We start from the raw sequence: 23,236 nt of genomic DNA, 5'->3' as shown, positions 1-23,236 counted from the left end.
CTGTCATCCGAGAACGTTTCCGTGGGCGCCGCTACAGCTGGAGCGCCGCGTTCCCGCCGTCCGGAAGCCGAGTTGAAGGCGCTCGCTGCCAAGGGCGCCGACGAGCTTGGCTGGGACTCCTCTGCCGAGCAGGTCATCGCCTGGGTGGCACGTAACTTCGACCTCTCCCAGGCAGCGGTTGCCTGCTCCATGGCCGACGCCGTCCTTCCGCACCTGGTTTCACAGCAGTTTCCCGGCGTCGACGTCTTGTTCCTGGACACCGGCTACCACTTCACCGAAACCCGCATCACCCGGGACGAAGTCGCCGATCAGCTCGACATCACGATTGTCGACGTTCTGCCTGAATTGACCGTCGCCGAACAGGACGCCACTTTCGGCAAGGACCTGTTTGGACGGGATCCCGCTCAGTGCTGCGCGATCCGCAAGATGGACCCGCTGAAGAAGGCGCTCGCCGGTTATGAGGTCTGGTTCACCGGTGTCCGCCGGGACGAGGCGCCCACCCGGACCAACACGCCGCTGGTCACCTGGGACCACGTGCACAACCTGGTCAAAATCAACCCGCTCGCCGCCTGGAGTTTCGACGAACTCCTCGACTATGCGGGCGACCATCAGGTCCCCGTGAACATGTTGCTGTCCAACGGCTACCCCTCGATCGGGTGCAAACCCTGCACCCGGCCGGTAGCCCCAGGAGAAGACCCGAGAGCCGGTCGTTGGGCCGGCCTAGCGAAGACAGAGTGCGGAATCCACCAATGAGCTCATACACGAACACTTACGACGACGTCGTGAGCGTTGCAGGCTCCGCCTCCACCGCTGATGCCGCCCCCGCCCCTGCGCGGGACGGCAATGCTGCAAGCAGCATCGCGTCCCGCTCCGACAGGCCCGATGCCACTCCCTGGGCGGCATCAGCGGTTCCAGCTCAGCAGGCAAGTCGCCTCAGCGAAGCGGAAACTGCTTCGCAGGCAGACCGCATCGGTGGAGCCACGCACCGCTTGAGCTCATTGGATGCCCTCGAGTCCGAAGCCATTCACATTATTCGGGAAGTTGTTGCCGAGTTTGAGCGGCCCGCTCTGTTGTTCTCCGGCGGCAAGGACTCGGTGGTCATGCTGCACCTTGCTACGAAGGCATTCTGGCCCGGCAAGGTTCCGTTCCCCGTGCTGCACGTCGACACCGGCCACAATTTCCCCGAGGTACTGGAGTTCCGCGACCGCACCGTTGAGCGGCTCGGAATCAGGCTCGTCGTTGGGTCGGTCCAGGAGTACATCGACCGCGGCGAGCTGAGCGAACGCGCCGACGGCACCCGTAACCCCCTGCAGACCGTCCCCCTGCTCGACACCATCAACGCCAACAAGTTCGACGCCGTCTTCGGCGGCGGCCGCCGCGATGAGGACAAAGCCCGAGCCAAGGAGCGGATTCTGAGTCTCCGCGACGAGTTCGGTCAGTGGGATCCGCGCAACCAGCGTCCGGAGCTGTGGAACCTGTACAACGGCCGCCACACCGTCGGCCAGCACGTACGGGCGTTTCCCATCAGCAACTGGACCGAGCTGGACGTCTGGCGCTATATCGAGCGCGAGAACATCGAGCTTCCGGGCCTCTACTACGCCCACCAGCGCGAGGTCTTCAGCCGTGACGGCATGTGGCGCGCCGTGGGTGAGGTCTCCCAGCCCACCGAGAAGGAAATCGTTGAGACGCGCACGGTCCGCTACCGCACGGTCGGTGACATGTCCTGCACCGGGGCAGTCGAATCAGATGCGGCGGACGTGTCGGCAGTCGTCAGGGAAGTCGCCCTCAGCACACTTACCGAACGCGGCGCCACCCGCGCGGACGACCGGATCTCGGAAGCCGCAATGGAAGACCGCAAGAAAGACGGGTACTTCTAATGAGCACAGCAGTCGAAACCGCACTCGAACGCTCCACGCTCTTTCGCTTCGCCACAGCAGGCTCGGTCGACGATGGCAAGTCCACCCTCGTTGGCCGTCTCCTGCATGACAGCAAGTCGGTCCTGGCAGACCAGCTCGACGCCGTTGCCCGCACCTCCGCGGAACGCGGTTTCGGTGGGGAGCGCGGGGGATTGGATCTCGCACTGTTGACCGACGGCCTGCGCGCCGAACGGGAGCAGGGCATCACGATTGACGTCGCGTACCGCTACTTCGCCACAGCCAACCGCACGTTCATCCTTGCGGACACGCCGGGGCACGTGCAGTACACGAAGAATACGGTGACGGGCGCTTCCACGGCCGACGCCGTCGTCGTACTGATTGACGCACGTAAGGGCGTGCTGGAGCAGACCCGCCGGCACCTCGCAGTCGCGCGCCTGCTGCGCGTGGCGCACATCATCGTGGCAGTGAACAAGATCGACCTCGTGGACTACAGCGAGGACGTGTTCCGCGACGTCGAAGCGCAGCTCAAGCGGGCCGCCCGGGAATTGAAGGTCGACGAACCCGCGATCATCCCCGTGTCCGCACTGGAGGGTGACAACGTGGTGGACCGCTCGGAGCGGACTCCCTGGTACGGCGGTCCGTCGCTGCTGGAGACTCTCGAGCAGCTGCCGGCGCTCGCCGATCTCGAGACCGACCTCGAAGCCTTCCGCTTCCCGGTCCAGACCGTCATCCGGCCCCAGGGTGCGGTGGCGCCCGGGCTTGACGCCGACACGTACCGTGACTACCGCGGGTACGCCGGGCAGGTCGCGGCCGGTTCCATCCGGGTGGGCGACGCAGTCACCGTGCAACCGTCAGGGCGTAGCACCACGGTCGCCGGCATCGACTTCGCCGGCAAGGAACTCGACGAAGCGTTCGCTCCGCAGTCAGTAGTGCTGCGGCTAGCCGACGACATCGATATCGCGCGCGGCGATCTTCTCGCCGAAGCCGGGACGGACACTTCGGCAGCCCAACTTCCGCAACCCACCCAGGACCTCTACGCCGCGCTCTGTTGGCTGTCGCCGAAGCCGCTGAAAGAGGGCTCGCGGCTCCTCATCAAGCACGGCAGCAAGACGGTCCAGGGGCTGGTTCGCCAGGTCATCAACAAACTGGATCTGTCAACGTTCGCCGATCAACCGGCGTCGGGCCTTGAGCTCAATGACATTGGGACCGTCCACATCCGGCTCGCGGCAGCGCTGCCGGTGGACAACTACGTGAACTTCCGCCGTACCGGAGCCTTCCTGGTCATCGACCCCTCCGACGGCAACACCCTGGCTGCAGGTCTGGTGGAATCCGACCACCTTGAGCTGTCGGCCCGCGAGGACGAACGCTATGACATATGACCCCAGCTCCCCAGTCAACGAGAACCTGACCCGCCCTGCCAGGCGCGGGATCTTCCTGAAGAGCCGCGCCGCCGAAAGCTTCACCGCCGGGGCTGCCATCGTTGCAGTCGCAACCGGCGCTGCGATCGCCGCTTACGCTTCGTCGCAGTCGGCACCCGAAACCACGACGACGGCAGCACCCGTTTCCGACGCGGCCGAACTACGCCTGGGCTACTTTGGCAACCTCACGCATGCTCCCGCGCTGGTTGGCCTGGAGAAGGGCTACTTCGCCGAGGAACTGGGTGACACCGAACTCAGCACGCAGGTCTTCAATGCCGGCCCCTCGGCCATCGAGGCCTTGAACGCCGGCGCTATCGATGCGACCTTCATCGGCCCCAATCCGGCCATCAACTCCTACGTCCAGAGTAACGGTGAATCGCTGCGAATCGTGGCCGGTGCCACCTCCGGCGGTGCCCAACTGGTCGTGAAGCCCGACATCAACTCCGTGGAGGACCTGGCGGGGAAAACCCTTGCCACGCCGCAGCTTGGTAATACTCAGGACGTCGCACTGAGGGTCTGGCTCGGCGAACAGGGCTATGAAACCACCACGGAGGGCGGGGGCGATGTCGCCATTGTGCCCACCGAGAACGCCACCACACTCCAGCTGTTCCAAAACGGCGACATCGACGGTGCCTGGATGCCGGAACCCTGGGCATCGCGACTCGTGGTCGACGCCGGAGCCGAGGTCCTGGTCGACGAGGCCGACCTGTGGCCGGAGGGCAAGTTCGCCACGACGGTCCTGGTGGTGAGCAAGCAGTTCCTCACTGAGCATCCGGCCCAGGTTGAAGCCCTGCTTCGGGCCGAGCATCGCGCCATCACCTCGTTGAACGAAAACACGGAAGAGACTGCGGCGCTCATCAACGCCGGCCTCGAGTCGGCAAATGCCAAGCCGCTCGCCGAGCCGGTCCTGGCTCGCGCGTTGGAGAACGTCACCTTCTCACAGGAGCCGCTCGCCGATGCACTTGCACAGCTGTTCGAAGACGGCGTGGCAGCGGGCACCACGGAGAACGCAGACATAGCGGGCATCCTGGATTTCACTCTGCTCAACTTGCTTCAGGAGGAAACCGGCGGCACAGCGTACGACGACGCCGGCCTGAGCTCTTCGGCCTCGCCATGAGCACGGCGCAGATAGAGATCAACGCGCTCTCGAAGCGCTTCTCCGCAGACAGCCCGTTGGTCCTCGAGGATGTAAACCTGCGGGTCCGTCAGGGTGAGTTCGTGGCACTGCTGGGAGCTTCCGGATGCGGAAAATCCACGCTCCTGAACCTGATTGCGGGACTGGAAGAGCCGACGTCGGGCACGATCGCTTCGCCGAAGGCGGCCTTCATGTTCCAGGATGCGTCCCTGTTCCCCTGGCTCTCGGCGCAGGCAAATGTGGAGCTGGCACTGCAGTTGCGCGGCGCACCGAAGTCGGAGCGACGGACGGAAGCTGCCCGGCTGCTGGAGCTGGTTCACCTTTCCGACGCGGCGGCCAAACGGCCGCACGAGCTTTCCGGCGGCATGCGCCAGCGGGTGGCGCTTGCCCGGTCGCTCGCGCAGAATCGCGAGGTACTCCTGATGGACGAGCCCTTTGCGGCACTCGACGCCATCACCCGTGACCTGCTGCACGATGAGCTGCAGCGCGTTTGGCGGGAAACCGGACGCACGATTGTGTTCATCACGCACAACGTCCGCGAGGCCGTCCGACTGGGTCAGCGGGTACTTCTGATGTCTTCCCGCCCCGGTCGCGTGGTTGCGGAATGGGCAGTGGAGGAGCAGGATCCCGTGGCGCTGACCGCGGAGATCACCACAGAGTTGCGCAAGGAGATCCGCCGCCATGCAGCCTGAAACGACCCTTGTTGAGCGGGAGGCGCCCGCCGGGACCGGATTGCCCGGTGCCGCTCCGGATGACGACCGCGCATTTGAGAAGGGACTCGACGCCCTTCAGCAGGAGACGCGGGTCCAGTCCTCCTGGAGGTCCAGCGTCACCAAGGCCCTCCTGCCGGTAGCTGCGCTGATTGCCGTCCTCTACGCCTGGCAGATGTATGTCTGGATTGCACGGCCACGGCCGGATCAACTTCCCGGCCCTGCCGACGTCTTCGGCACCCTGGGCACGCTCTGGCAGAACGGAGAAGCGGTCGAGACCGTGTTGACCAGTCTGCAACGCGGCGTCGTCGGCTTTGCCATTGCGGTGGTCATCGCGACGCCGCTGGGCCTGTTGCTGGCCCAGAGCAAGATCCTTCGTGGTGCTTTCGGTCCGCTGATTTCCGGACTGCAGGTGCTTCCCTCGGTTGCCTGGGTTCCGGCCGCTGTCATCTGGTTCGGCTTGAGCGACGCCACCGTTTACTTTGTGGTGCTCATGGGCGCAATCCCGTCGATCACCAACGGACTGATCGCAGGCGTCGATCATGTTCCTGACCAGCACCGCCGCGTAGCCCACGTGCTCGGCGCGAACAGGTGGGAGCTTGCCACCCGCATTGTCCTTCCCGCGGCCCTTCCAAGCTATGTGTCGGGGCTGAAGCAGGGCTGGGCGTTCTCGTGGCGGTCACTCATGGCTGCGGAAATCATCGCGACCGGCGGGACCCTGGGCTTCGGACTCGGTGCCCTGCTCGATCAGGGACGCCAGTTCTCTTCGATGGCCACGGTGATCGCAGCCATCCTGCTCATTCTGTTCATCGGGATTGTGGTGGAGTTGCTCATCTTCGGGCCGCTCGAACGGCATCTGTTGCGCCGCCGCGGCCTGCTTACCGGAGGTTCACGATGACTTATCCCCTTGGGCTGCAGTTGCGCGGCCGCCGCGTGCTCGTGGTGGGCGGTGGCCCGGTCGCTGCCCGCCGCTTGAAGGCACTGCTCGACGACGGTGCGCTGGTCACCGTCGTTGCCCCCTATGCCTGCGAAGACATCGTCGACGCTGCCGCCGCCGGCCAGCTGAACTGGCAGCAGCGTGAATACCGTACCGCCGACCTCGACGGCGCCTGGCTGGTCCTTGCCCACTCCGGCTCCGCTGAGGTGCAGGACCAGGTCGCCGCCGAGGCAGACTCCGCGCGCATCTGGTGCGTCAAGGGCGGCGACTCCGCTGCCTCAACAGCGTGGGTTCCGGCCGTGGCACGCCTTGACGATGTCACGGTCGCCGTGAACACCAACGGCGACCCCAAGCGGGCTGCCGCCCTGCGCGACGGCGTTGCTGCCGCCCTCGAATCCGGCGAGCTGCCGCTGCGGCGGCACCGACGCGCTTCGGAGAACGCGGTGGGTTCGGTTGCGCTGGTCGGTGGAGGTCCGGCCGACGCCGGCCTCATCACCACCCGCGGCCGCCGCCTCCTGGCACAGGCCGACGTCGTCGTAGCCGACCGGCTCGGGCCACGCTCGCTGATCGCAGGGCTGTCCGCTGACGTCCAGGTCATCGAGGTGGGCAAGCTCCCCGGGCACCATCCTGTGCCGCAGAACGAGATCAACCGGATCCTCGTGGAACAGGCGCTGCTCGGCAACCGCGTGGTGCGGTTGAAGGGCGGTGACCCATACGTTTTGGGACGTGGCGGAGAAGAGGAAACCTACTGCCGCGACAGCGGCGTACCTGTCGAGGTGGTTCCCGGCGTCACGTCCGCGATCTCCGTTCCGGCCGCCGCGGGGATTCCCGTCACGCACCGGGGCGTGGCGAAGGGCTTCAGCGTCTTCACCGGGCACGAGGACATCCGGCAGCAGACGGGCCTCATCCCGCCCGGCAGCGACCACACGCTGATCCTCCTGATGGGCGTTTCGCTGCTGCGCTCCTCCGCAGCCTCGCTCATCACCGGCGGCAGGGCGCCGTCCACACCCGTCGCGATTATTGAGGACGGCTGGATGGAGTCCCAGCGCGTGACCACCGGCACCCTTGAAACCATCGCCGACCTCGCCGAGGAGCGCGGGGTGAAGTCTCCCGCCGTGATCGTGGTGGGCGACGTCGTCGCGCTTTCACCGCACTGGCAACCCGCCTAGCCGCTCCTTCAGTCCTCCCACACACCACATCACAGCAAAGGAACACAGCCGTGTCTCAACCTCCTACCTTCTTCCGCGGCGCCTCCCAGCGCCCGCTGCGCGTCGCCGTCGTCGGCTCCGGTCCGGCCGGGGTCTACGCTGCCGACATCCTTACCAAGTCCGCGCCCGTAGCCTCGGGCGAGCTGACGGTCAGCATCGACCTCTACGATCGCTACCCCGCGCCCTACGGACTCATCCGCTACGGCGTGGCCCCCGACCACCCGCGCATCAAGGGCATAGTCAACGCCCTGCACAAGGTCCTGGACCGCGGTGACATCCGCTTCTTCGGCAACGTTGAGTACGGCACGGACCTCACGCTGGAAGACCTCCGCACGCATTACGACGCCATCATCTTTGCTACCGGCGCTCTTCTGGACGCGGACCTCAACATCCCTGGCATCGAGCTTGAGGGCTCCTTCGGCGGGGCGGACTTCGTCTCCTGGTACGACGGGCATCCGGACGTTCCACGCGAGTGGCCGCTCGACGCAAAGGAAATCGCTGTCATCGGCAACGGGAATGTTGCCCTTGACGTTGCACGCGTACTCTCCAAGCACGCCGAGGACCTGCTCGTCACCGAGATCCCCGACAACGTTTACGCCGGCCTCAAGAACTCACCCGTAACGGACGTCCACGTGTTCGGCCGCCGTGGGCCGGCCCAGGTGAAGTTCACGCCGCTGGAATTGCGGGAACTGTCCCACTCACGGGACGTCGACATCGTGCTCTACCCGGAGGACTTCGAGTTCGACGCCGAGTCCGACCGCCAGATCCAGACGAACAACCAGACCAAGACCATGGTTGGCACACTGACCAACTGGATTGCAGAGCAGCCCGAGGACCCGGCCGACTTCACCGCCTCACGCCGGCTCCACCTGCATTTCCTCCACAATCCCGTGGAGGTTCTCGGTGAGGACGGCAAGGTCACCGGCATCAAGTTCGAACGCACCGCACTCGACGGAACCGGCAATGCCGTGGGCACCGGCGAGTTCATCGACTACCCCGTCCAGGCGGTCTACCGTGCGGTGGGTTACTTCGGCTCAGCCCTGCCGGAGGTGGAGTTCGACCACCGCCGCGGTGTCATCCCGAACGACGGCGGCCGGGTACTGGACGCCTCCGGCACCCATGTGCCGGGCGTGTATGCCACGGGCTGGATCAAGCGCGGACCGGTCGGACTCATCGGACACACCAAGGGGGACGCACTGGAAACCGTCACCTACCTGTTGGAGGACCTCGAGAACCTGCCGGCAACTGCAGCACCGGCGGACGACGCCGTCGTCGAACTTCTGAACGAGCGCGGCGTGCAGTTCACCACCTGGGAGGGCTGGCTGGCACTCGATGCGCACGAGCGCGGGTTGGGGGACGCCGCTACAGAGATTGACGGCATTGTGCGCGAACGCATCAAGGTGGTGCCGCGCGAGGACATGGTGTCGGTTTCCCGAAGCGTGCAGGTGGGAGCACAGGCTGACGCTTGAGCGCCACAATTATGGCTTTCACCGGCGGGCGATCAGGGTAACTGGTATGGCTCTATAGAGTTGGCAGTGTCGGAACTGCCCGGAGTGTTAGGAGCACCAGCCACCATGGACAATGTCCTGTCGTATCTGACGTTCAACACCCGGAAGTTCCACGAGATGTCGATGCGGTCCCGGGTGCTGCTCAGTCAGGCGCCGCTCTCCATCACGACGGCGCTGCTGGCGGTCGGGAGCATCTTCCTCCACCCGGTCGTGTGGGCGAGTGCGGCGTTCCAGTGGGGAATGATCCTGAGCGGCGTGCTGCTTGTGCTCTGCGCCGTCATCCCGTGGGATCGGCTGCCTTACGGCATGTTCCTCATCATCCCCGTGCTGGATTTTGTGCCGATCGCACTATTGCGTTTCGGTTCCGGCACGGAGGTCCTCGGGATCGGGCTCATGGCGGTGTTCCCGGTCCTGTGGTTGTCGGCTTCGGGCCTGTACCCGCGGCTGTGCCTTTCGCTAAGCCTTATTGGCCCGTTTGCGATGATCTGGGCTCCACTTTTCGCCACGGATGCCGGCGTCAGCGTATCCGACCTCACCCAATCAGCCCTGACACCCACCATCATTTTCGGGATCGCGGTGACGATCCGTGTCATGACCGCCAGCATGATGGACCAGCAGAAGGCCATGCAGGAGAAAGACCACGCCCTGCAGCAGATCCTCCAGCGCAGCGCGCAGCGGGAGCGGCTGCTCAATGCGACGGTGAACACGGTCGACGTCGGTCTGCTTGCCATCGACCAGGACGGACACGACATCCTGTTCAACCGCCGGCAGCGCGAGGTTCACCGGATCGGGTTGCCTGAGGGAGTCGAGGATGCGGCCGAACAGGACCTCCTGCTGTTCCGACCCGACGGCGTCACGCCCATCCCGGCTGACGAGCGCCCTGCGCACCGGGCGGTCGCGGGCGAAACATTCTCCGACTACCTCATCCGGATCGGTGTAGGAGAGAATCAGCGGGTCCTGTCAGCCTCAGCCCGCGTCATGCTGGACGAGGGCGGTAAACGTGAAGGCGCCGTCGTCGCCTTCAACGATGTCACCGAGCTTGTCAACGCACTGAATGCCAAGGAGGAGTTCGTGGCGATGGTCTCGCACGAGCTGCGCACTCCGCTGACGGTTATCGTCGGCTACCTCGAAATGATGCTCGACGAAGAGCCGCCGAAGGAGATCGTGACCGGACTCGGGGTTATCGGCCGCAACGTGACGCGTCTTCGCAGGCTCGTTGACGACCTGCTCACTGCAGCATCCGGCCCGCCGGAAGTATCGCCCGTGGACGCCGATCTTGCCGAGATAGCACAGGAATCAGTGGGTGCGATCGCTGCGCGGGGCAAGGAAGCCGGCGTCGATGTGATCAATGATGTTCCGGCAGGAACGATCACACGGTGCGACCCGGCGCGGATCGGTCAGGTGCTGGACAACCTGCTGTCCAACGCCGTCAAGTACTCGCCCGCCGGAGGCACCGTCACCGTGCGCGCTCAAAAGATGCCCGGCTCAGTGATTTGCGAAGTGGAGGACAGCGGCATGGGCATGAGCGCGGAAGACAGCGCGGAGGTCTTTTCCAAGTTCTTCCGGACCTCAGCTGTGCGCGAGGCGGCGATTCCCGGCGTCGGGCTTGGGCTGGCCATTGTCCGTTCGATCGTCGAAGAACACGGCGGCAAGATTCATTGCCGCAGCGAACTGGGCCGCGGCACCACCTTCACCTTCGAGTTGCCGGACGAACCGGGTGGCAACGACTCGGAGGCCAGCAGGTCAACCAGTGATGTCAGCCGCTAGCCCGGCCGTCACATGCTCCACAAACAACGACGCTCCCGCAGCCTGAGCTGCGGGAGCGTCGTCGTCGGAATGCGTTGCTTGTTACCTGGCGGCGGCTTCCTCAGCCGTGCCGAGGTCCTCCTCCTGGCGCTCCGGCTCAACTGCCGAAGCAGGGGGAGTACGACGGCGCTTCCCGCCGACAATCGCCGGGTCCTTTGAGAGGTCCATCATCAGCGCCACGCACAGGCCCACCATGATGAGCACAAAGGGCGCTGCCGCGATGATGGTCAGGGTCTGCAGTGCGCCGAGGCTCCCGATGAACAGCAGGACTGCGGCCACCGCACCGGTCATGGTGCCCCACAGGATAGTGAGCCACTTCTTCGGGTTTTCGGAACCGAAGGAGGAGAGTGAGCCCAACACGATTGAGGCGGCGTCGGCTCCGGAGATGAAGAACACCGCTACGAGCAGGACCACGAGGATCGCCGTCACGGAGGCCAGCGGGTACTCAGCGAGGAGAGCGAACATTGCTGACTCCTGGCTCTCCGCGTTGGCTGCTGCGATGTCCACGCCGTTGTTCTGCGCGGTGATCGCGGTTCCTCCCCAGACGCCGAACCAGATCAGGCTGACGAAGCTCGGTACGGCGACGACGCCCAGAATGAATTCACGGATGGTGCGGCCGCGTGAGATCTTCGCGAGGAAGGATCCGACGAACGGGGTCCAGGAAACCCACCAGGCCCAGTAGAAGATGGTCCACGCGGAGAGCCAGTCCTGGCCGCCGAAGGCTCCGGTGCGTGTTGCCATCTGCGGAAGGGCGAACAGGTAGTTTCCGGCGGCGGAGGGGATCAGTTCGAGGATGAAGACCGTCGGCCCCACGATGAACAGGAAGGCAAGGAGTACCAGCGCGGCGATCATGTTGCCGTTGGAAAGCCACTTGATGCCGCGGGAGATGCCGCTGACGGCTGAGATCACGAAGCACACGGTCAACAGGGCGATGAGCCCGACCTGGACCCAGAGGTTCGTTTCGATGCCGAAGACCTCGGTGAGGCCGCCGTTGATCTGCACAACGCCGAGGCCCAGCGAGGTGGCGGAGCCGAACAGCGTTGCGAAGATGGCGAAGACGTCGATCGCCCGCAGCGCCTTGATGTTGGTGCGTCCCCGGAACAGCGGGGCGAACGCGGCGCTGAAGCCGATACCGCGTCCCTTACGGAACGCAGAGTAGGCGAGGGCCAGGCCCACGACGGCGTAAATCGCCCACGGATGCAGCGACCAGTGGAAAAGGGTGTAGTTCATGGCCTGCCGGGCGGCGGCGTCAGTACCCGGTTCCACGCCTGAGACCGGCGGGGTGAGGTAATGGGAAATGGGTTCGGTGACGCCGTAGAACATCAGGCCGATGCCCATTCCGGCGCTGAACATCATGGCAATCCAGGACGCACGCGAGAAGGCTGGCTTCTCATCGTCAGCACCGAGGCGGATGCGGCCGTATTTGCTGAACGCGAGGAACGCCGCGAACACCACAAAGCCTGTGGCTGTGAGCACGAAGGCCCAGGAGAAGTTGGTTACCAATCCATCGAGGACACTGCTGGTGACATCGGCGAAACCGGTGGGGAAAACGACACCGAGGATTACCAGCGCCAGCACGACCACCAGGGACGTGTAGAAGACAGGACGGTCGAGGACACCCTTCGAAGGTGCCTCAGCGGTGCCCGTACCCGGTGGCCCGGATTCGGGCAGGACAGAATTAGGGACAGAATCAGACATAATTCCACCGTAGCCCCTGTACTCACGGTGGAAACTGTGTTAGGTGCAGCGCTGGATCTGCCGCTGAATCGTGAGAAAAGTTACCGAAACTTAGCGGATCCGGGTGGCCAGTCCCGGATAGTCGAGGACAATCCCGTCGCTGTCGATCTGCAGTTCAGCGGTGAAGCCATGGTTGTCCGAGCTGTAGAGGACAACACCGTTGCGGTCATCGTCGGCCGAGCGCAAGTGGCTGTACATCTGGCTGCTGCGCACCACGCGGAGGCTGGGAACCTCCACACAAGCCATCACCATGGAGGTCTCATCCGCCGGGGCCAACTCCTCCGACTGCAGGTTGAGCCGAAGGATGGGCATGGTGTTGGTGACCGGGCAGAGGCCGAGGTCGCAGTCGAGGGCTCCCGTCAGCGCGGAGGGATCTTCAATACCGGGAGCAGGGAGGTTGCACTCTCCTGCACTGGAGCTGGTGCTTGTCCACGCGCCGTCGTCATCGCGTTCCAGCTCAAGGTGCCGGCTCCATCCATGACCGTGCACTGTTGCGGTGAGACGGCGGGTTACCCAGCCGTCCGTGGTGGTTAACGCCCAGCTCGAGGCATACGAATCAGTCCGGGAAGTACCGTGCGCGCTCAAACGGCCAGGCTCAAGATTGATGGTCGCGGAGTCGAGACGCCCCGGATCGTCGATGCCCTGCCAGGTGTGCAGCAAACTCGTATGCAGTTGATTCTCCATTCGCTCACCTTATGGAGCGGTGGGGGCGGCGCGCCAGAGGACGCAGCGAGTAGGATCCGACCCATCGTCGAATTCCGGGAGGGTAGATGGGCGTTGAGCATCGTTTTCGGTCACGGACCCGCATGGGAGTTTTCGGTCACGGACCCACATGGGAACTGTCGCGTTGAGCGTTCCTCTTACGCGGTGGCCTAGCTGGAGGGGTAGGGGTATGGGTCAGGCAGGATAGGGGCATGACGACCAACATCGCCGTACTTTCCGACATCCATGGGATGCTTCCCGCCCTGGACCGGGTTCTCGCGGAGCCCGCCGTGCAAGCTGCTGATTTGATAGTCGTTGCCGGCGACCACACTTGGGGGCCACAGCCCACTGAAGTGCTAGACCGACTGATGGAACTCGGAGACCGCGCGGTTCTTATCCGCGGAAACGCCGATCGAGAGCTCATGCAGATGGCTCAAGGTATCAGTGTCGGCCTCGACGATGATCCATTATCGGTGTGGGGAGCCGCTCAACTGTCGCCCGCTCATATCCAACTGTTAGCTGGAATGCCCGAGCGCCTAATCCTGAATGTGCAGGGCTTTGGTCCCGTCTTGTTCTGCCACGCCACTCCTCGCGACGATGAGGAGGTCGTCCTCGTCGACAGCCGAGTAGAACGTTGGGAGCAGGTTCTGCAGGACGTGCCAGCCGAGGTCGAGACGATTGTCTGCGGGCACACACACATGCCGTTCATGCGTCTCGCCGTCAATCGAATGGTGATCAATCCCGGCAGCGTTGGACTTCCCTACGGTAGGCCCGGTGCACACTGGGCATTGCTCCACGACGGTGCTGCGACTTTCGCCCGAACAGTCATCGACGCCAACCAGCTCATCGACGAAATTACTTCTCATTCAACCTTCCCACAGGTTTCGGAATGGCTAGAGGAAGCAGTCCGCCGGCCTGCCAGTGATACTGATGCCCTTACAATATTTGGACCCAGAGACGGACGACCGTCCCGCTGAAAGATCCGTTCGCGGGACAACAGAACCGCCAATCGAAGCTGCGATTAACCGCCATTGCTAGCTAACAGTCACAGGGGCGCTCTGCCCCGGTCCTAACTCGCGGCGACACGATGTACCGCGTCCCCCACGAGGTTCAGCCCCTTGGTCAAGCTGAAATCATGACTCCCTTTCCGAAGTGTCTGTTAGCCGGCTACAACAATGAATCGGAGGCACTGCTGCCCCTAGTGAATAAGGCGGCAGCCTCTTTATCGGAGGTTGCAGGTGCAGCGTTCGTGCACTGCTGCCACGAGCACGAAGCTGCGCTTGCTCAGCGATATGGTGCTGCGGTGGTGCAAGCCGTTCTATTCTCAAAGCCCGGGCAGGATTACTGGGATGCTGCAGACCTTGAGAATGCTTGCGACAACCTGGCGGCTATGAGGAGCCCGGTAGCCAAGCAACCCTTGCCCGAATCGCGCCCCTCCTACCGCGTGGAGAGCGATAGACACCGACAGGCGCGTGGCCCTTGCTCAACGTAATAGCTGGGCCGAACTGATGATCGGTTTAGGCTGATCGTCGTGCATTCTTTACCCGCAGAAGTCTTCGCTCGCGACGTTTCCCAGAGGTAATCCCACAGGAGGTGCGTAGGTTCCTGACGTTGAACGATGAACAACAGTTCGAGGATCTGCTTTTGCTACGTACCCGTGCCGCTCACTTCGGTGCGGGAAGCCTAGCCGCTTTCACCGCTCTCTACATCAGCGTCATCCTCTTTGCTGTTTCGCTCATCATCGAGTCACTTCCAGGAGAAATGCTTGGGAGTCCACCTGCACTCCCAACGGTAGGCACCCTGGCCGCTGGCATTTGGATTGCGTTCGCCTTCGTTCAGGAGCAACTGGCCCACTGTCGTGTCCGGCCACTTCGGCAAACGGTTGTGCTTTATTCGATCGTTACCCCGTGCAGGGTTGAGGATTCAAAGGCCTGTCCGTAGCGTCAAATGTGAGGCGGAAACAACTATCAAGGGGAAATAGGATGTCCAAGTCAACAAAAACACGCACTACTCTGCGCGCGGCAGCGGCCACTTTGGCATTGGCGATACTGCCAACAGCCGCTTGGGCCGTTGGTGTCAGTTCTGCCCATGGAACCGGCGACATGTACCGCACGGGTAGCTACGCGAACGGGGCGAGCTCACACGGCACACTCCGTTCGATCCAGGGATACCCGGTCTACTACGAGGGCAAAGTCAACTACAACGCATTCGGTTGCTCCAACGTCGTCGTCGGCCGATACACACCGAACACCACAAGCACCGGCAACGTGAGCACCGGCGGGAACATTCTCACCACATCGTCGGCTTACTGCAGCTCCACCAGCGTCAACTCCCGAGTGTCACGTGACATCGCGTTCTCCCCAGATCCCTCCGGATACTGGTCAGTGAATTACTGAGTCCAGCGATCACCAAGTGCAAGACAACAACTATCTGATTGAGCTGGACCGCGTTTCAGTCCGGAAACGCGGCCAGCTCATTCTTTCCGAACTGTCACTCGAAATGTCACAAGGGCTCACCGCCCTGCTGGGCCGCAACGGCGCAGGAAAAACGACGCTCATGCGCATGCTCGCAGGAGTTCAGAAACCTACCTCTGGCAGCATCAAGACCAGCAGCGGCCAGCTCTACAACTCCAGCCGCGTGCTGAACACCCACCTGTCAGTTATGGGATGGGTGCCACAAGGACCTGGATATCCCGGTGGCATGCGGGTTGATCGTCTTGTGGAGTACGCCGCATGGCTAAAACGGGTTCCCGCGCGGGCGCGACATGACGCTGCGTTGAGCGCCCTTGAGGCTTGCAACGCGGCCGAACTAAGTACACGGACAATCAAGAGCCTTTCCGGTGGCGAACGGCAACGCGTGATTCTTGCCTCAGCGGTCGTCGGGGATCCGCAATTCCTCCTGCTCGATGAGCCCACTACTGGTTTGGACCCGGCTCAGAGGGAGAGCTACCTCGCCATGCTGAAACGGCTCAGCCAGACAACAACCGTGCTGTACTCCTCCCATCTCGTCGACGACGTCGTACGCACTGCATCACGGGTGTTAGTTCTCGACCGGGGAAGAATCTCGGCCGACCTTGCAGGAGCTGACCTGGAAGTGCCTGCCGATCAATTGGGTGACACGTTGCGTCAAGCAGTCATCTTGAGCATGGACCGTAACGCTGCGGGATCGGTATGACCACCACCACAAGAACTGAATTAGCTTCGCCGCTTCTGCTGCCTCGCCCCAAGCGATCACTCCTCACGATATTCGTGATCTATCTGCTTTCGATGGTTTACCCACTGGTATTTCTTCAAGAGATATGGTTCGGCTGGTTCCCGGCAACAATGAGCGCGTTCCTCCTGAGCACGGTGTTCGGGTCGCTGACGATCTGCACTAGCGCGGCATGGCTGGCCGGCAGTGTAAGAAGAAGCGGCCTCTCGGAATGGACAGCGGCATCAGCTCGCGGAGTCAGAGGTGTCTACCGCCAACCCATCGCCGCTTGTACCCTGTTGAGTGTTATCGCCTACACGATCACCTTCCTAGCGATGGTGATCATGACCATGGTCCGTGCCCCGAGCGAATTTCCCGGGGGAATCGACTTGTCGTTAGTGCTGATCATCGCCTGGGCATCAGCCGTTGCGTGGTCAGCTTTCGGTACTATTCTCGGTCGCTATCTCCGCTCCGAAATCGCTATCCCGCTAGCTCTCATACTCAGTTACGCGTCCTACGTCGTCCCCGTCTTCTACCTCCTGGACACTCCGCTCTTTGGTGTATTGCTCACGGACGGGCGGCCGTGGACATATCTGCAGCCCGCGGACTTCCAGCTTCCTGCGAAGCTGCTTTTTTGGAGTGGGTTGGCGCTGTTCTTCTACGGTGTCGCCACCAGCCTCCGACGACTACTGGAAACAGGTGCGTGGATTACCATCGCCGGCCTCACCGCTGCCGCCTTCGTAGGATCCACGCTCATCCCCATAGCGGGTGCGGAAGAACGCGTATGCCTAGGGGCCGAGCCTCGTGTCTGCACAGATGGAGCACATGCCCCGGCTCTCCCAGAATTTCACTCACTCACTTCCAATGCCTTAAAGGTCCTGCCGGAGTCCTTACGCCGTGAAGAACTGGACAGCACGACCACGCCCCAGCAGGGAGCATTGCCACTAGCTCCGATGGACGGCAATACCGTTCCATCGTTGACCATCGACCGCGACATGCTCCTTGCCGCCCTAGGGGAACAGATCTTCTTTCAGTGCTCACCTCGTGGTGAAGAAGCGCAACTCACCGCTGCTGGCCTTTACGCCTGGTGGCGAATCGAACAGGACATCAGCCTGCGAGACATGATCACCTTCACCGGCGCGCCTTGGCTGATCGACCCGAATCTCTCAAATGCCCCCATGCTCGCCCAAGAACTCGCGAACTTAACCGAGCCAGAGCGTCAAACCTGGTTCGAAGAGAACGGACCACGAATAAGCGACTGCGAACTAGATGAGGTCATATGGCCGTGATCTCTATACCCGCACCGGCGCTACTCCTACAGCACAGTGGTCTGAACAAGGTATGGCTCGGATGGTGGGTTATCGCCTGGACCGCCGCAGTCCTCAGCGCAAGGGTCGCTATCCCCCGAATCGATCCAGGAGTGTCATCCGCCAGCTCAGCACTTGAGCAGCTTGGTGCCATCGGCCTGTGTGTCCCTCTCGTGCTGGTGGCAATCCTCATTCCAGACCGTACGACATGGCTCACAGCTTCCAGCCCCCGAAACCCCCGGCTACTGCGCCTAGCGAATATAGGGCTCATCACCGCTGTGAGCGTCTCATCAGCGATGGCAGCGGCAGCCCTCTACCCCAGTGACATTCGATGGATCCGGATCGTCAGCATTTTCATGCTGCTACTCGCCCTCACATTCATAGCAGCACTCATAATCGGCAGCACCTGGGCCGGCTTCCTCGCCCCGGCCTTCATCATCCTCAACACAATCCCCGGTCTCATCTCCTGGAAATGGAACGTCATCTATAACCCCGCAACCGATGCCGCACTCATCCCGGCAGCTTTCCTGAGCCTCTCAGCCGTATTCTTGGTCCTAATCGCACACACAGCATTCAGCCACCGGCAACCCAGCCGTGGCACTCAACCAGCGAACTGAAACCAGCTGAGATTGGCCAATTCTTCCACCCACGGGCGAGCAACGACTCCTCACTACTCGTAGACACGGGCACGCCCCCCATTCGTGGAGTCTCGAAATCCATCGTTTTCGGTCACTACTTGCGCGAGAGCTCGCGGAATCCCGCAAGGCACAGGCGTCACTGAGTGAGGATTTCACGTCCACCAGCGAACTGCGCCGCGACTCGAATGTCGACGACGAACATGATCCCGAGGGATCGACCATTGCCTTCGAACTTTCCCAGTCCGCCACGCTGCTGCGGGACGCAAACTCCCGCATCACCGAACTTGAGGCTGCCCTGCAGCGGTTGGAGGAGGGGCGTTACGGGACGTGCGAAGTCTGCGGCGGGCGCATTGCCGACGGGCGGCTGGAAGCGCGGCCCTGGACGAGGTTCTGCATTGACCACGCAGGCGGCGCTTGACTTTCCCGGCACCTACCGGAGACCGCGCACGTTCAACGCCAGGTACAGGTGCACGCGGTCTGCGGTGACGCCGGGATCGTAGCCCGTGAGGTCCACGATCTGCTGCAGACGGTACCGGACTGTGTTGCGGTGCAGCTGTAATACGTCTGCGACGGCGGCCACTGACCCGTTATGCGCAAGGTACTTCTCGAGCGTGAGCATCAGTTCCGCGCCGTGCCGTTCATCGAACGCCACGACCGGATCGAGCGCTTCGGCGGCCAGATCAGCCAGCGGCACGTCCTCGCTTGCCATGAGCAGGGACGTGAGGCTGAGCCGGTCCGGCTGGTTGACCGCCTGGCCACGGGTCAGCGACTCCCGCGCCTCGAAGTAGCTCCAGCGCAGCCCGCTGGGCTGAGCGTAGCCACCGCCGAAGCCCACTTTTGCTGTGAAACCGGCGCCATGCAGGTAGGTGCTCAGCGCCTGGCTGAAGGACTCACCGTCACTTTCCGGCACCGCAATCACCAGCCGGTCGTCCAGAACTGCGGTGACGGCGTCGTCGTACGTGCCCGGCAGTGGAAGCGTCCGCAGGGCGCGGCGCTGGCCGGTTGCCACATCGGCAAGCACAACGCACTGCCTCCGGGCAGTGTCTATGCCGGCGCTGCCCAGGCGCGCCGCAGCATCGCTGCCGGTGAGTGTGCCGCGCACCACGTCCTGCAGCAACTGCCCGACGACGGCGCGCTCACTCGCCCTGCGCCTGGCCTGGTTGCTCAGTTCGACGCTGATCAGACTCTGCGCGTAATCCGTGATGGCATCGCGTTGGTACGGTTCGGCGATGGCCAGGGTGCAGCGGTCCTTCAGGCCCGTCGCCACCGGAACACGGTGCCACGCGCGGTCCTGCTCATCGGCCGGGGAACCCGGCGCGCTGCCGCCGGTCGCGAACAGCACCGTTCCGTACTGGGACAGCGCGACGTCGGTGCGCAGCATCGCTGCAAGCTCACGCAGGAGTTGGGGGAGACCCCCACCGCCCAGCAGGGCGGCGGCCAGCACCTGGTGGCCCTTCAGCAGGTTTTCGAGCCGCGCGTAGTGTTCGGCGGACAGGGAATCGGCAACGATTTTTCCGATCGCGATGAACGGCGTCTCGTACGGAACACGGAACACCGGGAGCCCGAGCTCGTCCGCCTGGTCGAGGAACGCGGCCGGCACCTTCTCGTGGCTCAGGCCTGTTGCAAAGCCGATCGCGAGAGCGCCTGAAGCTTGGACGTGCCGGACGAAGTTGCGCTGCGAGGTGGCTGATTTCTGCCGGAGTCCGGTTGTGAGCACCACTTCGCCTCCGCTGAGGAACGGCTTCGGATCTTCCAGTTCTGTCACCGCAACCCACTGGACCGGGATGTCCGCTACCGCACTGGTGCCCACCCGTTGGAGCTTCAATGCGGGCGTGGCCAGGAGAGCCGACAGTGTGATCGCCATAACCTCCACTATAGGCGGGTGGGCTTGTGCGGATGCATCACGCTTTTGTAAAAGCGCTGTGCGGTCAAACCTAGGCGGCGTGGCGTGGACCACGTAGGGTCGGCAGTGGATTTGGGCAATCCTGTCCCGGAACGAAAGGAAATACGCCGTGGTCACAACCCTGCAGAACTTCATCAACGGCCAGTTCGTGACGCCGAGCGGCAGCGAGCTGGTGGACATCGTCAACCCAACCAACGGTGAAGTGGTAGCACAGTCACCCGTATCCATCCAGGCTGACATTGACTCAGCGATGAGCGCCGCCAAGACTGCCTTCGCCTCGTGGAAGCGGGAGACTCCCGGGCAGCGGCAGCTCATGCTGCTCAAGCTCGCCGACGCCATCGAGACCCACAGCGAGGAACTCGTCGAGGCTCAGCACCGCAACACCGGCCAGGTCCGCGAAATGATCGCCTCGGAGGAAGTCGGAGCCGGAGCTGACCAGATGCGGTTCTTCGCCGGTGCCGCCCGCATCCTTGAGGGCAAGTCCGCCGGAGAGTACTTCGAAGGCTATACCTCCTACGTCCGCCGCGAACCCGTCGGGGTCATCGCGCAGGTTGCACCGTGGAACTACCCGTTCCTCATGGCCATCTGGAAGATCGGGCCGGCGCTCGCCGCCGGCAACACCATTGTGCTCAAGCCCAGCGACACCACCCCGGAGTCCACGCTTGTCCTCGCCCGGCTGACCCAGGGCATCCTGCCCGACGGCGTCCTGAACGTTGTGCTGGGCACCGGCGCCACCGGTGCGGCCATGGTTGAGCACAAGACTCCCGCCATGGTGTCGATCACCGGCTCCGTGCGGGCGGGCATCGCCGTCGCCACGGGAGCCGCGAAGGGGCTCAAGCGCGCCCACCTTGAGCTCGGAGGCAAGGCTCCCGCCATTGTCTTCGGCGACGCTGACGTGAAGAAGTGCGCGGCGGCCATCGCCGAGGCGGCCTTCTTCAACGCAGGTCAGGACTGCACCGCCGTGACCCGCGTGCTGGTGCAGGACTCAGCCCACGATGATCTCGTAGCAGCGATGGTTGAACACACCAAAACCCTTACGACGGGCGACCCCGACGACTCGAAGAACTACTTCGGGCCGCTCAACAACATCAACCACTTCAACGCCGTCAACGCGGTCATGGATGCATTGCCCTCGCACTGTTCCGTGGCGGTCGGCGGCAAGCGCTCCGGCGACAAGGGCTACTTCTACGAAGCCACGATCATCACCGGCGCCGAGCAGACCGACGACATCGTGCAGAAGGAGACCTTCGGACCGGTTATCACCGTGCAGAAGTTCTCCAGCGAGGATGAAGCAATCGAGATGGCCAACGACGTCGACTACGCCCTGGCCTCCAGCGTCTGGACCACCGACCACGGAACAGCCATGCGCGTCTCCCGCGACCTGGACTTCGGTGCCGTTTGGATCAACACCCACATCCTCCTTACCGCCGAAATGCCCCATGGCGGATTCAAGAGCTCCGGCTACGGCAAGGACCTCTCCATGTACGGCGTGGAGGACTACACCCGCATCAAGCACGTCATGAGCGCACTGGACGCCTAGACCGCTTCTCCGTCCAGATTTTCTAGTCCAGAAAGGACCTCCCATGACCACCCAGGTGATTCAGCCGCAGTTCCGGCTCGAGCAGAAACGTCGCATCATCGGCGATTTCCCGGGGCCCAAGTCCACCGCCCTCAACGCACGGCGCGCTGCCGTCGTCGCGAAGGGTGTTGCCTCAGGCGTGCCCGTCTACGTGGCGGATGCTGACGGCGGCATCGTGCACGACGTCGACGGCAACTCATTCATCGACTTCGGCTCCGGTATCGCGGTGACGAGTGTCGGTGCGTCCGATCCCGCCGTCGTCGGCGCAGTAAAGGAGCAGGTCGAGCACTTCACCCACACCTGCTTTATGGTGACCCCCTATGAGGGCTACATCGCCGTTGCGGAGAAGCTCGCCGAGCTGACGCCGGGCGACTTCGAGAAGCGGACGGTGCTGTTTAATTCCGGTGCCGAAGCGGTTGAGAACGCCGTCAAGGTTGCGCGCCTGGCTACCGGCCGCTCAGCCGTGGCTGCGTTCGATCACGCCTATCACGGGCGTACCAACCTTACGATGGCGCTGACTGCAAAGTCGTTGCCCTATAAGGCCGGCCCCGACGGCACCTTTGGTCCATTCGCTCCAGAGGTGTACCGCCTGCCGATGAGCTACCCGTTCCGGGAGGAGAACCCGTCGATCACCGGCGAGGAAGCGGCGAAGCGGGCCATCATCATGATGGAGAAGCAGGTCGGCGCCGAGTCGCTGGCTGCGATCATCATCGAGCCGATTCAGGGTGAGGGCGGCTTCATCGTCCCCGCTGATGGGTTTCTGCCCACCCTCGCCGCGTGGGCGAAGGAGAACGGTGTTGTCTTCATTGCCGACGAGGTCCAGTCGGGCTTCTGCCGCACGGGTGAATGGTTCGCGGTGAACCATGAGGGAGTTGTTCCCGACCTCATCACCATGGCCAAGGGCATTGCCGGCGGCATGCCGCTCTCGGCCGTCACCGGCCGCGCCGACCTGCTCGACGCCGTCCACCCCGGCGGCCTCGGCGGCACCTACGGCGGCAATCCCGTTGCCTGTGCTGCGGCGCTCGCGGCCATCGACACCATGACCGACCTGGACCTGTCTGCGCGTGCGCGGCGGATTGAGGAGATCGTGGTGCCCCGTCTGCAGGCTCTGCAGGAGGAGAGCGGCATCATCGGCGAGGTGCGCGGGCGCGGAGCCATGCTCGCCGTCGAATTCGTGATGCCCGGTACGAGGGAGCCGAACCCCGTCGCGACGAAGGCCATTGCTGCCTCGTGCCTTGCCGAGGGCGTCATCATCCTCACCTGCGGGACCTACGGCAACATCATCCGGCTGCTGCCCCCACTGGTCATCGGCGAGGAGCTTCTGAACGACGGCCTGAACGTTCTGGAGAAGGCGATCCGCGCAGTGAAGTGATCCGCGCGGTGAAGTAGCACTTACGAAAAACACGACGACGGCGGTCGGCTGGGCGGTTCCTCGAGGACTGGCTCAACCGGCCGCCGTCGTCGTTCCTGTGCGTTGAGTTGGCAGGACACGCCCCGAATGGAGAGGGCGAAGTCAAGTAGTGGGGGCAACGCTGGGGTTCATGCCGCTGTGAGCAGCTGGTTCAGCCGGGTGGCTGGGGTC

At 63.4% G+C, this 23,236-nt stretch carries 20 protein-coding genes; 17 read left to right on the top strand and 3 right to left on the bottom strand.

Annotated elements, in window-relative coordinates; all coding sequences use genetic code 11:
• Positions 1–21 precede the first annotated feature (21 nt).
• The 9 genes from Q0877_RS13930 to Q0877_RS13890 all read left to right on the top strand — a co-directional run bounded on the left by Q0877_RS13930 (position 22) and on the right by Q0877_RS13890 (position 10,560).
• Positions 22–753 carry a phosphoadenylyl-sulfate reductase gene (locus tag Q0877_RS13930; RefSeq protein ID WP_299168934.1) on the top strand — a complete coding sequence of 244 codons (732 nt, stop codon included), beginning with the start codon at positions 22–24 and terminating at the stop codon, positions 751–753.
• Positions 750–1,877, top strand: coding sequence for a sulfate adenylyltransferase subunit CysD (gene cysD, locus Q0877_RS13925; protein WP_299168855.1), 1,128 nt, complete (start codon positions 750–752; stop codon positions 1,875–1,877). Before Q0877_RS13930 ends, cysD begins: the two co-directional genes overlap by 4 nt.
• On the top strand, positions 1,877–3,256 hold the full coding sequence (locus tag Q0877_RS13920; protein ID WP_299168852.1) for a sulfate adenylyltransferase subunit 1: 1,380 nt from the start codon (positions 1,877–1,879) through the stop codon (positions 3,254–3,256). The genes cysD and Q0877_RS13920 overlap by 1 nt, the downstream gene beginning before the upstream one ends.
• Positions 3,246–4,412: an ABC transporter substrate-binding protein gene (locus Q0877_RS13915; protein WP_299168849.1), complete on the top strand. Its 1,167-nt coding sequence runs from the start codon at positions 3,246–3,248 to the stop codon at positions 4,410–4,412. Before Q0877_RS13920 ends, Q0877_RS13915 begins: the two co-directional genes overlap by 11 nt.
• Complete coding sequence (locus Q0877_RS13910; protein ID WP_299168847.1) at positions 4,409–5,122, top strand: ABC transporter ATP-binding protein; 714 nt, start codon at positions 4,409–4,411, stop codon at positions 5,120–5,122. Before Q0877_RS13915 ends, Q0877_RS13910 begins: the two co-directional genes overlap by 4 nt.
• Positions 5,112–6,038, top strand: coding sequence for an ABC transporter permease (locus Q0877_RS13905; protein ID WP_299168844.1), 927 nt, complete (start codon positions 5,112–5,114; stop codon positions 6,036–6,038). Before Q0877_RS13910 ends, Q0877_RS13905 begins: the two co-directional genes overlap by 11 nt.
• Positions 6,035–7,246 carry a uroporphyrinogen-III C-methyltransferase gene (gene cobA / locus Q0877_RS13900; RefSeq protein ID WP_299168841.1) on the top strand — a complete coding sequence of 404 codons (1,212 nt, stop codon included), beginning with the start codon at positions 6,035–6,037 and terminating at the stop codon, positions 7,244–7,246. The genes Q0877_RS13905 and cobA overlap by 4 nt, the downstream gene beginning before the upstream one ends.
• Before the next feature lie 50 nt (positions 7,247–7,296).
• Positions 7,297–8,754, top strand: coding sequence for an FAD-dependent oxidoreductase (locus tag Q0877_RS13895; RefSeq protein ID WP_299168840.1), 1,458 nt, complete (start codon positions 7,297–7,299; stop codon positions 8,752–8,754).
• Between the two features lie 105 nt (positions 8,755–8,859).
• Positions 8,860–10,560 carry a cell wall metabolism sensor histidine kinase WalK gene (locus tag Q0877_RS13890; protein WP_299168839.1) on the top strand — a complete coding sequence of 567 codons (1,701 nt, stop codon included), beginning with the start codon at positions 8,860–8,862 and terminating at the stop codon, positions 10,558–10,560.
• An 81-nt stretch (positions 10,561–10,641) separates the two neighbouring features.
• On the opposite strand, the gene Q0877_RS13885 is transcribed toward Q0877_RS13890, so the two are convergent.
• Both Q0877_RS13885 and Q0877_RS13880 read right to left on the bottom strand, forming a co-directional pair.
• Complete coding sequence (locus tag Q0877_RS13885; RefSeq protein WP_299168836.1) at positions 10,642–12,297, bottom strand: BCCT family transporter; 1,656 nt, start codon at positions 12,295–12,297, stop codon at positions 10,642–10,644.
• A gap of 90 nt (positions 12,298–12,387) precedes the next feature.
• Positions 12,388–13,020 (bottom strand): putative glycolipid-binding domain-containing protein, encoded by a 633-nt coding sequence (locus tag Q0877_RS13880; RefSeq protein ID WP_299168832.1) that lies wholly within the window; start codon positions 13,018–13,020, stop codon positions 12,388–12,390.
• A 230-nt stretch (positions 13,021–13,250) separates the two neighbouring features.
• Here Q0877_RS13880 and Q0877_RS13875 point away from each other — a divergent pair, with 230 nt between their 5' ends.
• From Q0877_RS13875 to Q0877_RS17120, 6 genes are all read left to right on the top strand, one after another.
• Positions 13,251–14,015 (top strand): metallophosphoesterase, encoded by a 765-nt coding sequence (locus tag Q0877_RS13875; protein WP_299168830.1) that lies wholly within the window; start codon positions 13,251–13,253, stop codon positions 14,013–14,015.
• Positions 14,016–15,020: 1,005 nt separating this feature from the next.
• Positions 15,021–15,434: a hypothetical protein gene (locus tag Q0877_RS13870; RefSeq protein WP_299168828.1), complete on the top strand. Its 414-nt coding sequence runs from the start codon at positions 15,021–15,023 to the stop codon at positions 15,432–15,434.
• 16 nt (positions 15,435–15,450) lie between these two features.
• Positions 15,451–16,212 carry an ATP-binding cassette domain-containing protein gene (locus tag Q0877_RS13865; protein WP_299168826.1) on the top strand — a complete coding sequence of 254 codons (762 nt, stop codon included), beginning with the start codon at positions 15,451–15,453 and terminating at the stop codon, positions 16,210–16,212.
• A complete protein-coding gene (locus tag Q0877_RS13860) occupies positions 16,209–17,516 on the top strand; it encodes a hypothetical protein (protein WP_299168823.1) in 1,308 nt (435 codons plus the stop codon). Before Q0877_RS13865 ends, Q0877_RS13860 begins: the two co-directional genes overlap by 4 nt.
• Positions 17,507–18,151 carry a hypothetical protein gene (locus Q0877_RS13855; RefSeq protein WP_299168820.1) on the top strand — a complete coding sequence of 215 codons (645 nt, stop codon included), beginning with the start codon at positions 17,507–17,509 and terminating at the stop codon, positions 18,149–18,151. Before Q0877_RS13860 ends, Q0877_RS13855 begins: the two co-directional genes overlap by 10 nt.
• A 325-nt stretch (positions 18,152–18,476) precedes the next feature.
• Positions 18,477–18,590, top strand: a complete 114-nt coding sequence (locus Q0877_RS17120) for a TraR/DksA family transcriptional regulator (RefSeq protein ID WP_367182179.1) — start codon at positions 18,477–18,479, stop codon at positions 18,588–18,590.
• 12 nt (positions 18,591–18,602) lie between these two features.
• Here Q0877_RS17120 and Q0877_RS13845 read toward each other — a convergent pair whose 3' ends face one another.
• Entirely contained in the window at positions 18,603–20,036 is a 1,434-nt protein-coding gene (locus tag Q0877_RS13845; protein ID WP_299168815.1) for a PucR family transcriptional regulator, read from the bottom strand.
• Between the two features lie 148 nt (positions 20,037–20,184).
• Here Q0877_RS13845 and Q0877_RS13840 point away from each other — a divergent pair, with 148 nt between their 5' ends.
• Together Q0877_RS13840 and gabT are read left to right on the top strand one after the other, a co-directional pair.
• Complete coding sequence (locus Q0877_RS13840; RefSeq protein WP_299168813.1) at positions 20,185–21,615, top strand: gamma-aminobutyraldehyde dehydrogenase; 1,431 nt, start codon at positions 20,185–20,187, stop codon at positions 21,613–21,615.
• A gap of 43 nt (positions 21,616–21,658) precedes the next feature.
• Positions 21,659–23,026 carry a 4-aminobutyrate--2-oxoglutarate transaminase gene (gabT, locus tag Q0877_RS13835; protein ID WP_299168810.1) on the top strand — a complete coding sequence of 456 codons (1,368 nt, stop codon included), beginning with the start codon at positions 21,659–21,661 and terminating at the stop codon, positions 23,024–23,026.
• The last annotated feature ends 210 nt before the right edge of the window (positions 23,027–23,236 follow it).

Origin of the sequence: uncultured Arthrobacter sp. (assembly GCF_947495145.1) — a bacterium.
Taxonomy (GTDB): Bacteria; Actinomycetota; Actinomycetes; order Actinomycetales; family Micrococcaceae; genus Arthrobacter_D.
This window is presented reverse-complemented; position numbering and strand designations above follow the sequence as displayed.

What these genes read in the sequence shown, in the direction of transcription:
- Q0877_RS13920 (WP_299168852.1), top strand. Translation starts at nt 1,877, where the DNA reads ATGAGCACAGCAGTCGAAACCGCACTCGAACGCTCCACGCTCTTTCGC.
- cysD (WP_299168855.1), top strand. Translation starts at nt 750, where the DNA reads ATGAGCTCATACACGAACACTTACGACGACGTCGTGAGCGTTGCAGGC.
- Q0877_RS13890 (WP_299168839.1), top strand. Translation starts at nt 8,860, where the DNA reads ATGGACAATGTCCTGTCGTATCTGACGTTCAACACCCGGAAGTTCCAC.
- Q0877_RS13880 (WP_299168832.1), bottom strand. Translation starts at nt 13,020, where the DNA reads ATGGAGAATCAACTGCATACGAGTTTGCTGCACACCTGGCAGGGCATC.
- Q0877_RS13910 (WP_299168847.1), top strand. Translation starts at nt 4,409, where the DNA reads ATGAGCACGGCGCAGATAGAGATCAACGCGCTCTCGAAGCGCTTCTCC.
- Q0877_RS13870 (WP_299168828.1), top strand. Translation starts at nt 15,021, where the DNA reads ATGTCCAAGTCAACAAAAACACGCACTACTCTGCGCGCGGCAGCGGCC.
- Q0877_RS13845 (WP_299168815.1), bottom strand. Translation starts at nt 20,036, where the DNA reads ATGGCGATCACACTGTCGGCTCTCCTGGCCACGCCCGCATTGAAGCTC.
- gabT (WP_299168810.1), top strand. Translation starts at nt 21,659, where the DNA reads ATGACCACCCAGGTGATTCAGCCGCAGTTCCGGCTCGAGCAGAAACGT.
- Q0877_RS13875 (WP_299168830.1), top strand. Translation starts at nt 13,251, where the DNA reads ATGACGACCAACATCGCCGTACTTTCCGACATCCATGGGATGCTTCCC.
- Q0877_RS13915 (WP_299168849.1), top strand. Translation starts at nt 3,246, where the DNA reads ATGACATATGACCCCAGCTCCCCAGTCAACGAGAACCTGACCCGCCCT.
- Q0877_RS13905 (WP_299168844.1), top strand. Translation starts at nt 5,112, where the DNA reads ATGCAGCCTGAAACGACCCTTGTTGAGCGGGAGGCGCCCGCCGGGACC.
- Q0877_RS13860 (WP_299168823.1), top strand. Translation starts at nt 16,209, where the DNA reads ATGACCACCACCACAAGAACTGAATTAGCTTCGCCGCTTCTGCTGCCT.
- cobA (WP_299168841.1), top strand. Translation starts at nt 6,035, where the DNA reads ATGACTTATCCCCTTGGGCTGCAGTTGCGCGGCCGCCGCGTGCTCGTG.
- Q0877_RS13855 (WP_299168820.1), top strand. Translation starts at nt 17,507, where the DNA reads ATGGCCGTGATCTCTATACCCGCACCGGCGCTACTCCTACAGCACAGT.
- Q0877_RS13885 (WP_299168836.1), bottom strand. Translation starts at nt 12,297, where the DNA reads ATGTCTGATTCTGTCCCTAATTCTGTCCTGCCCGAATCCGGGCCACCG.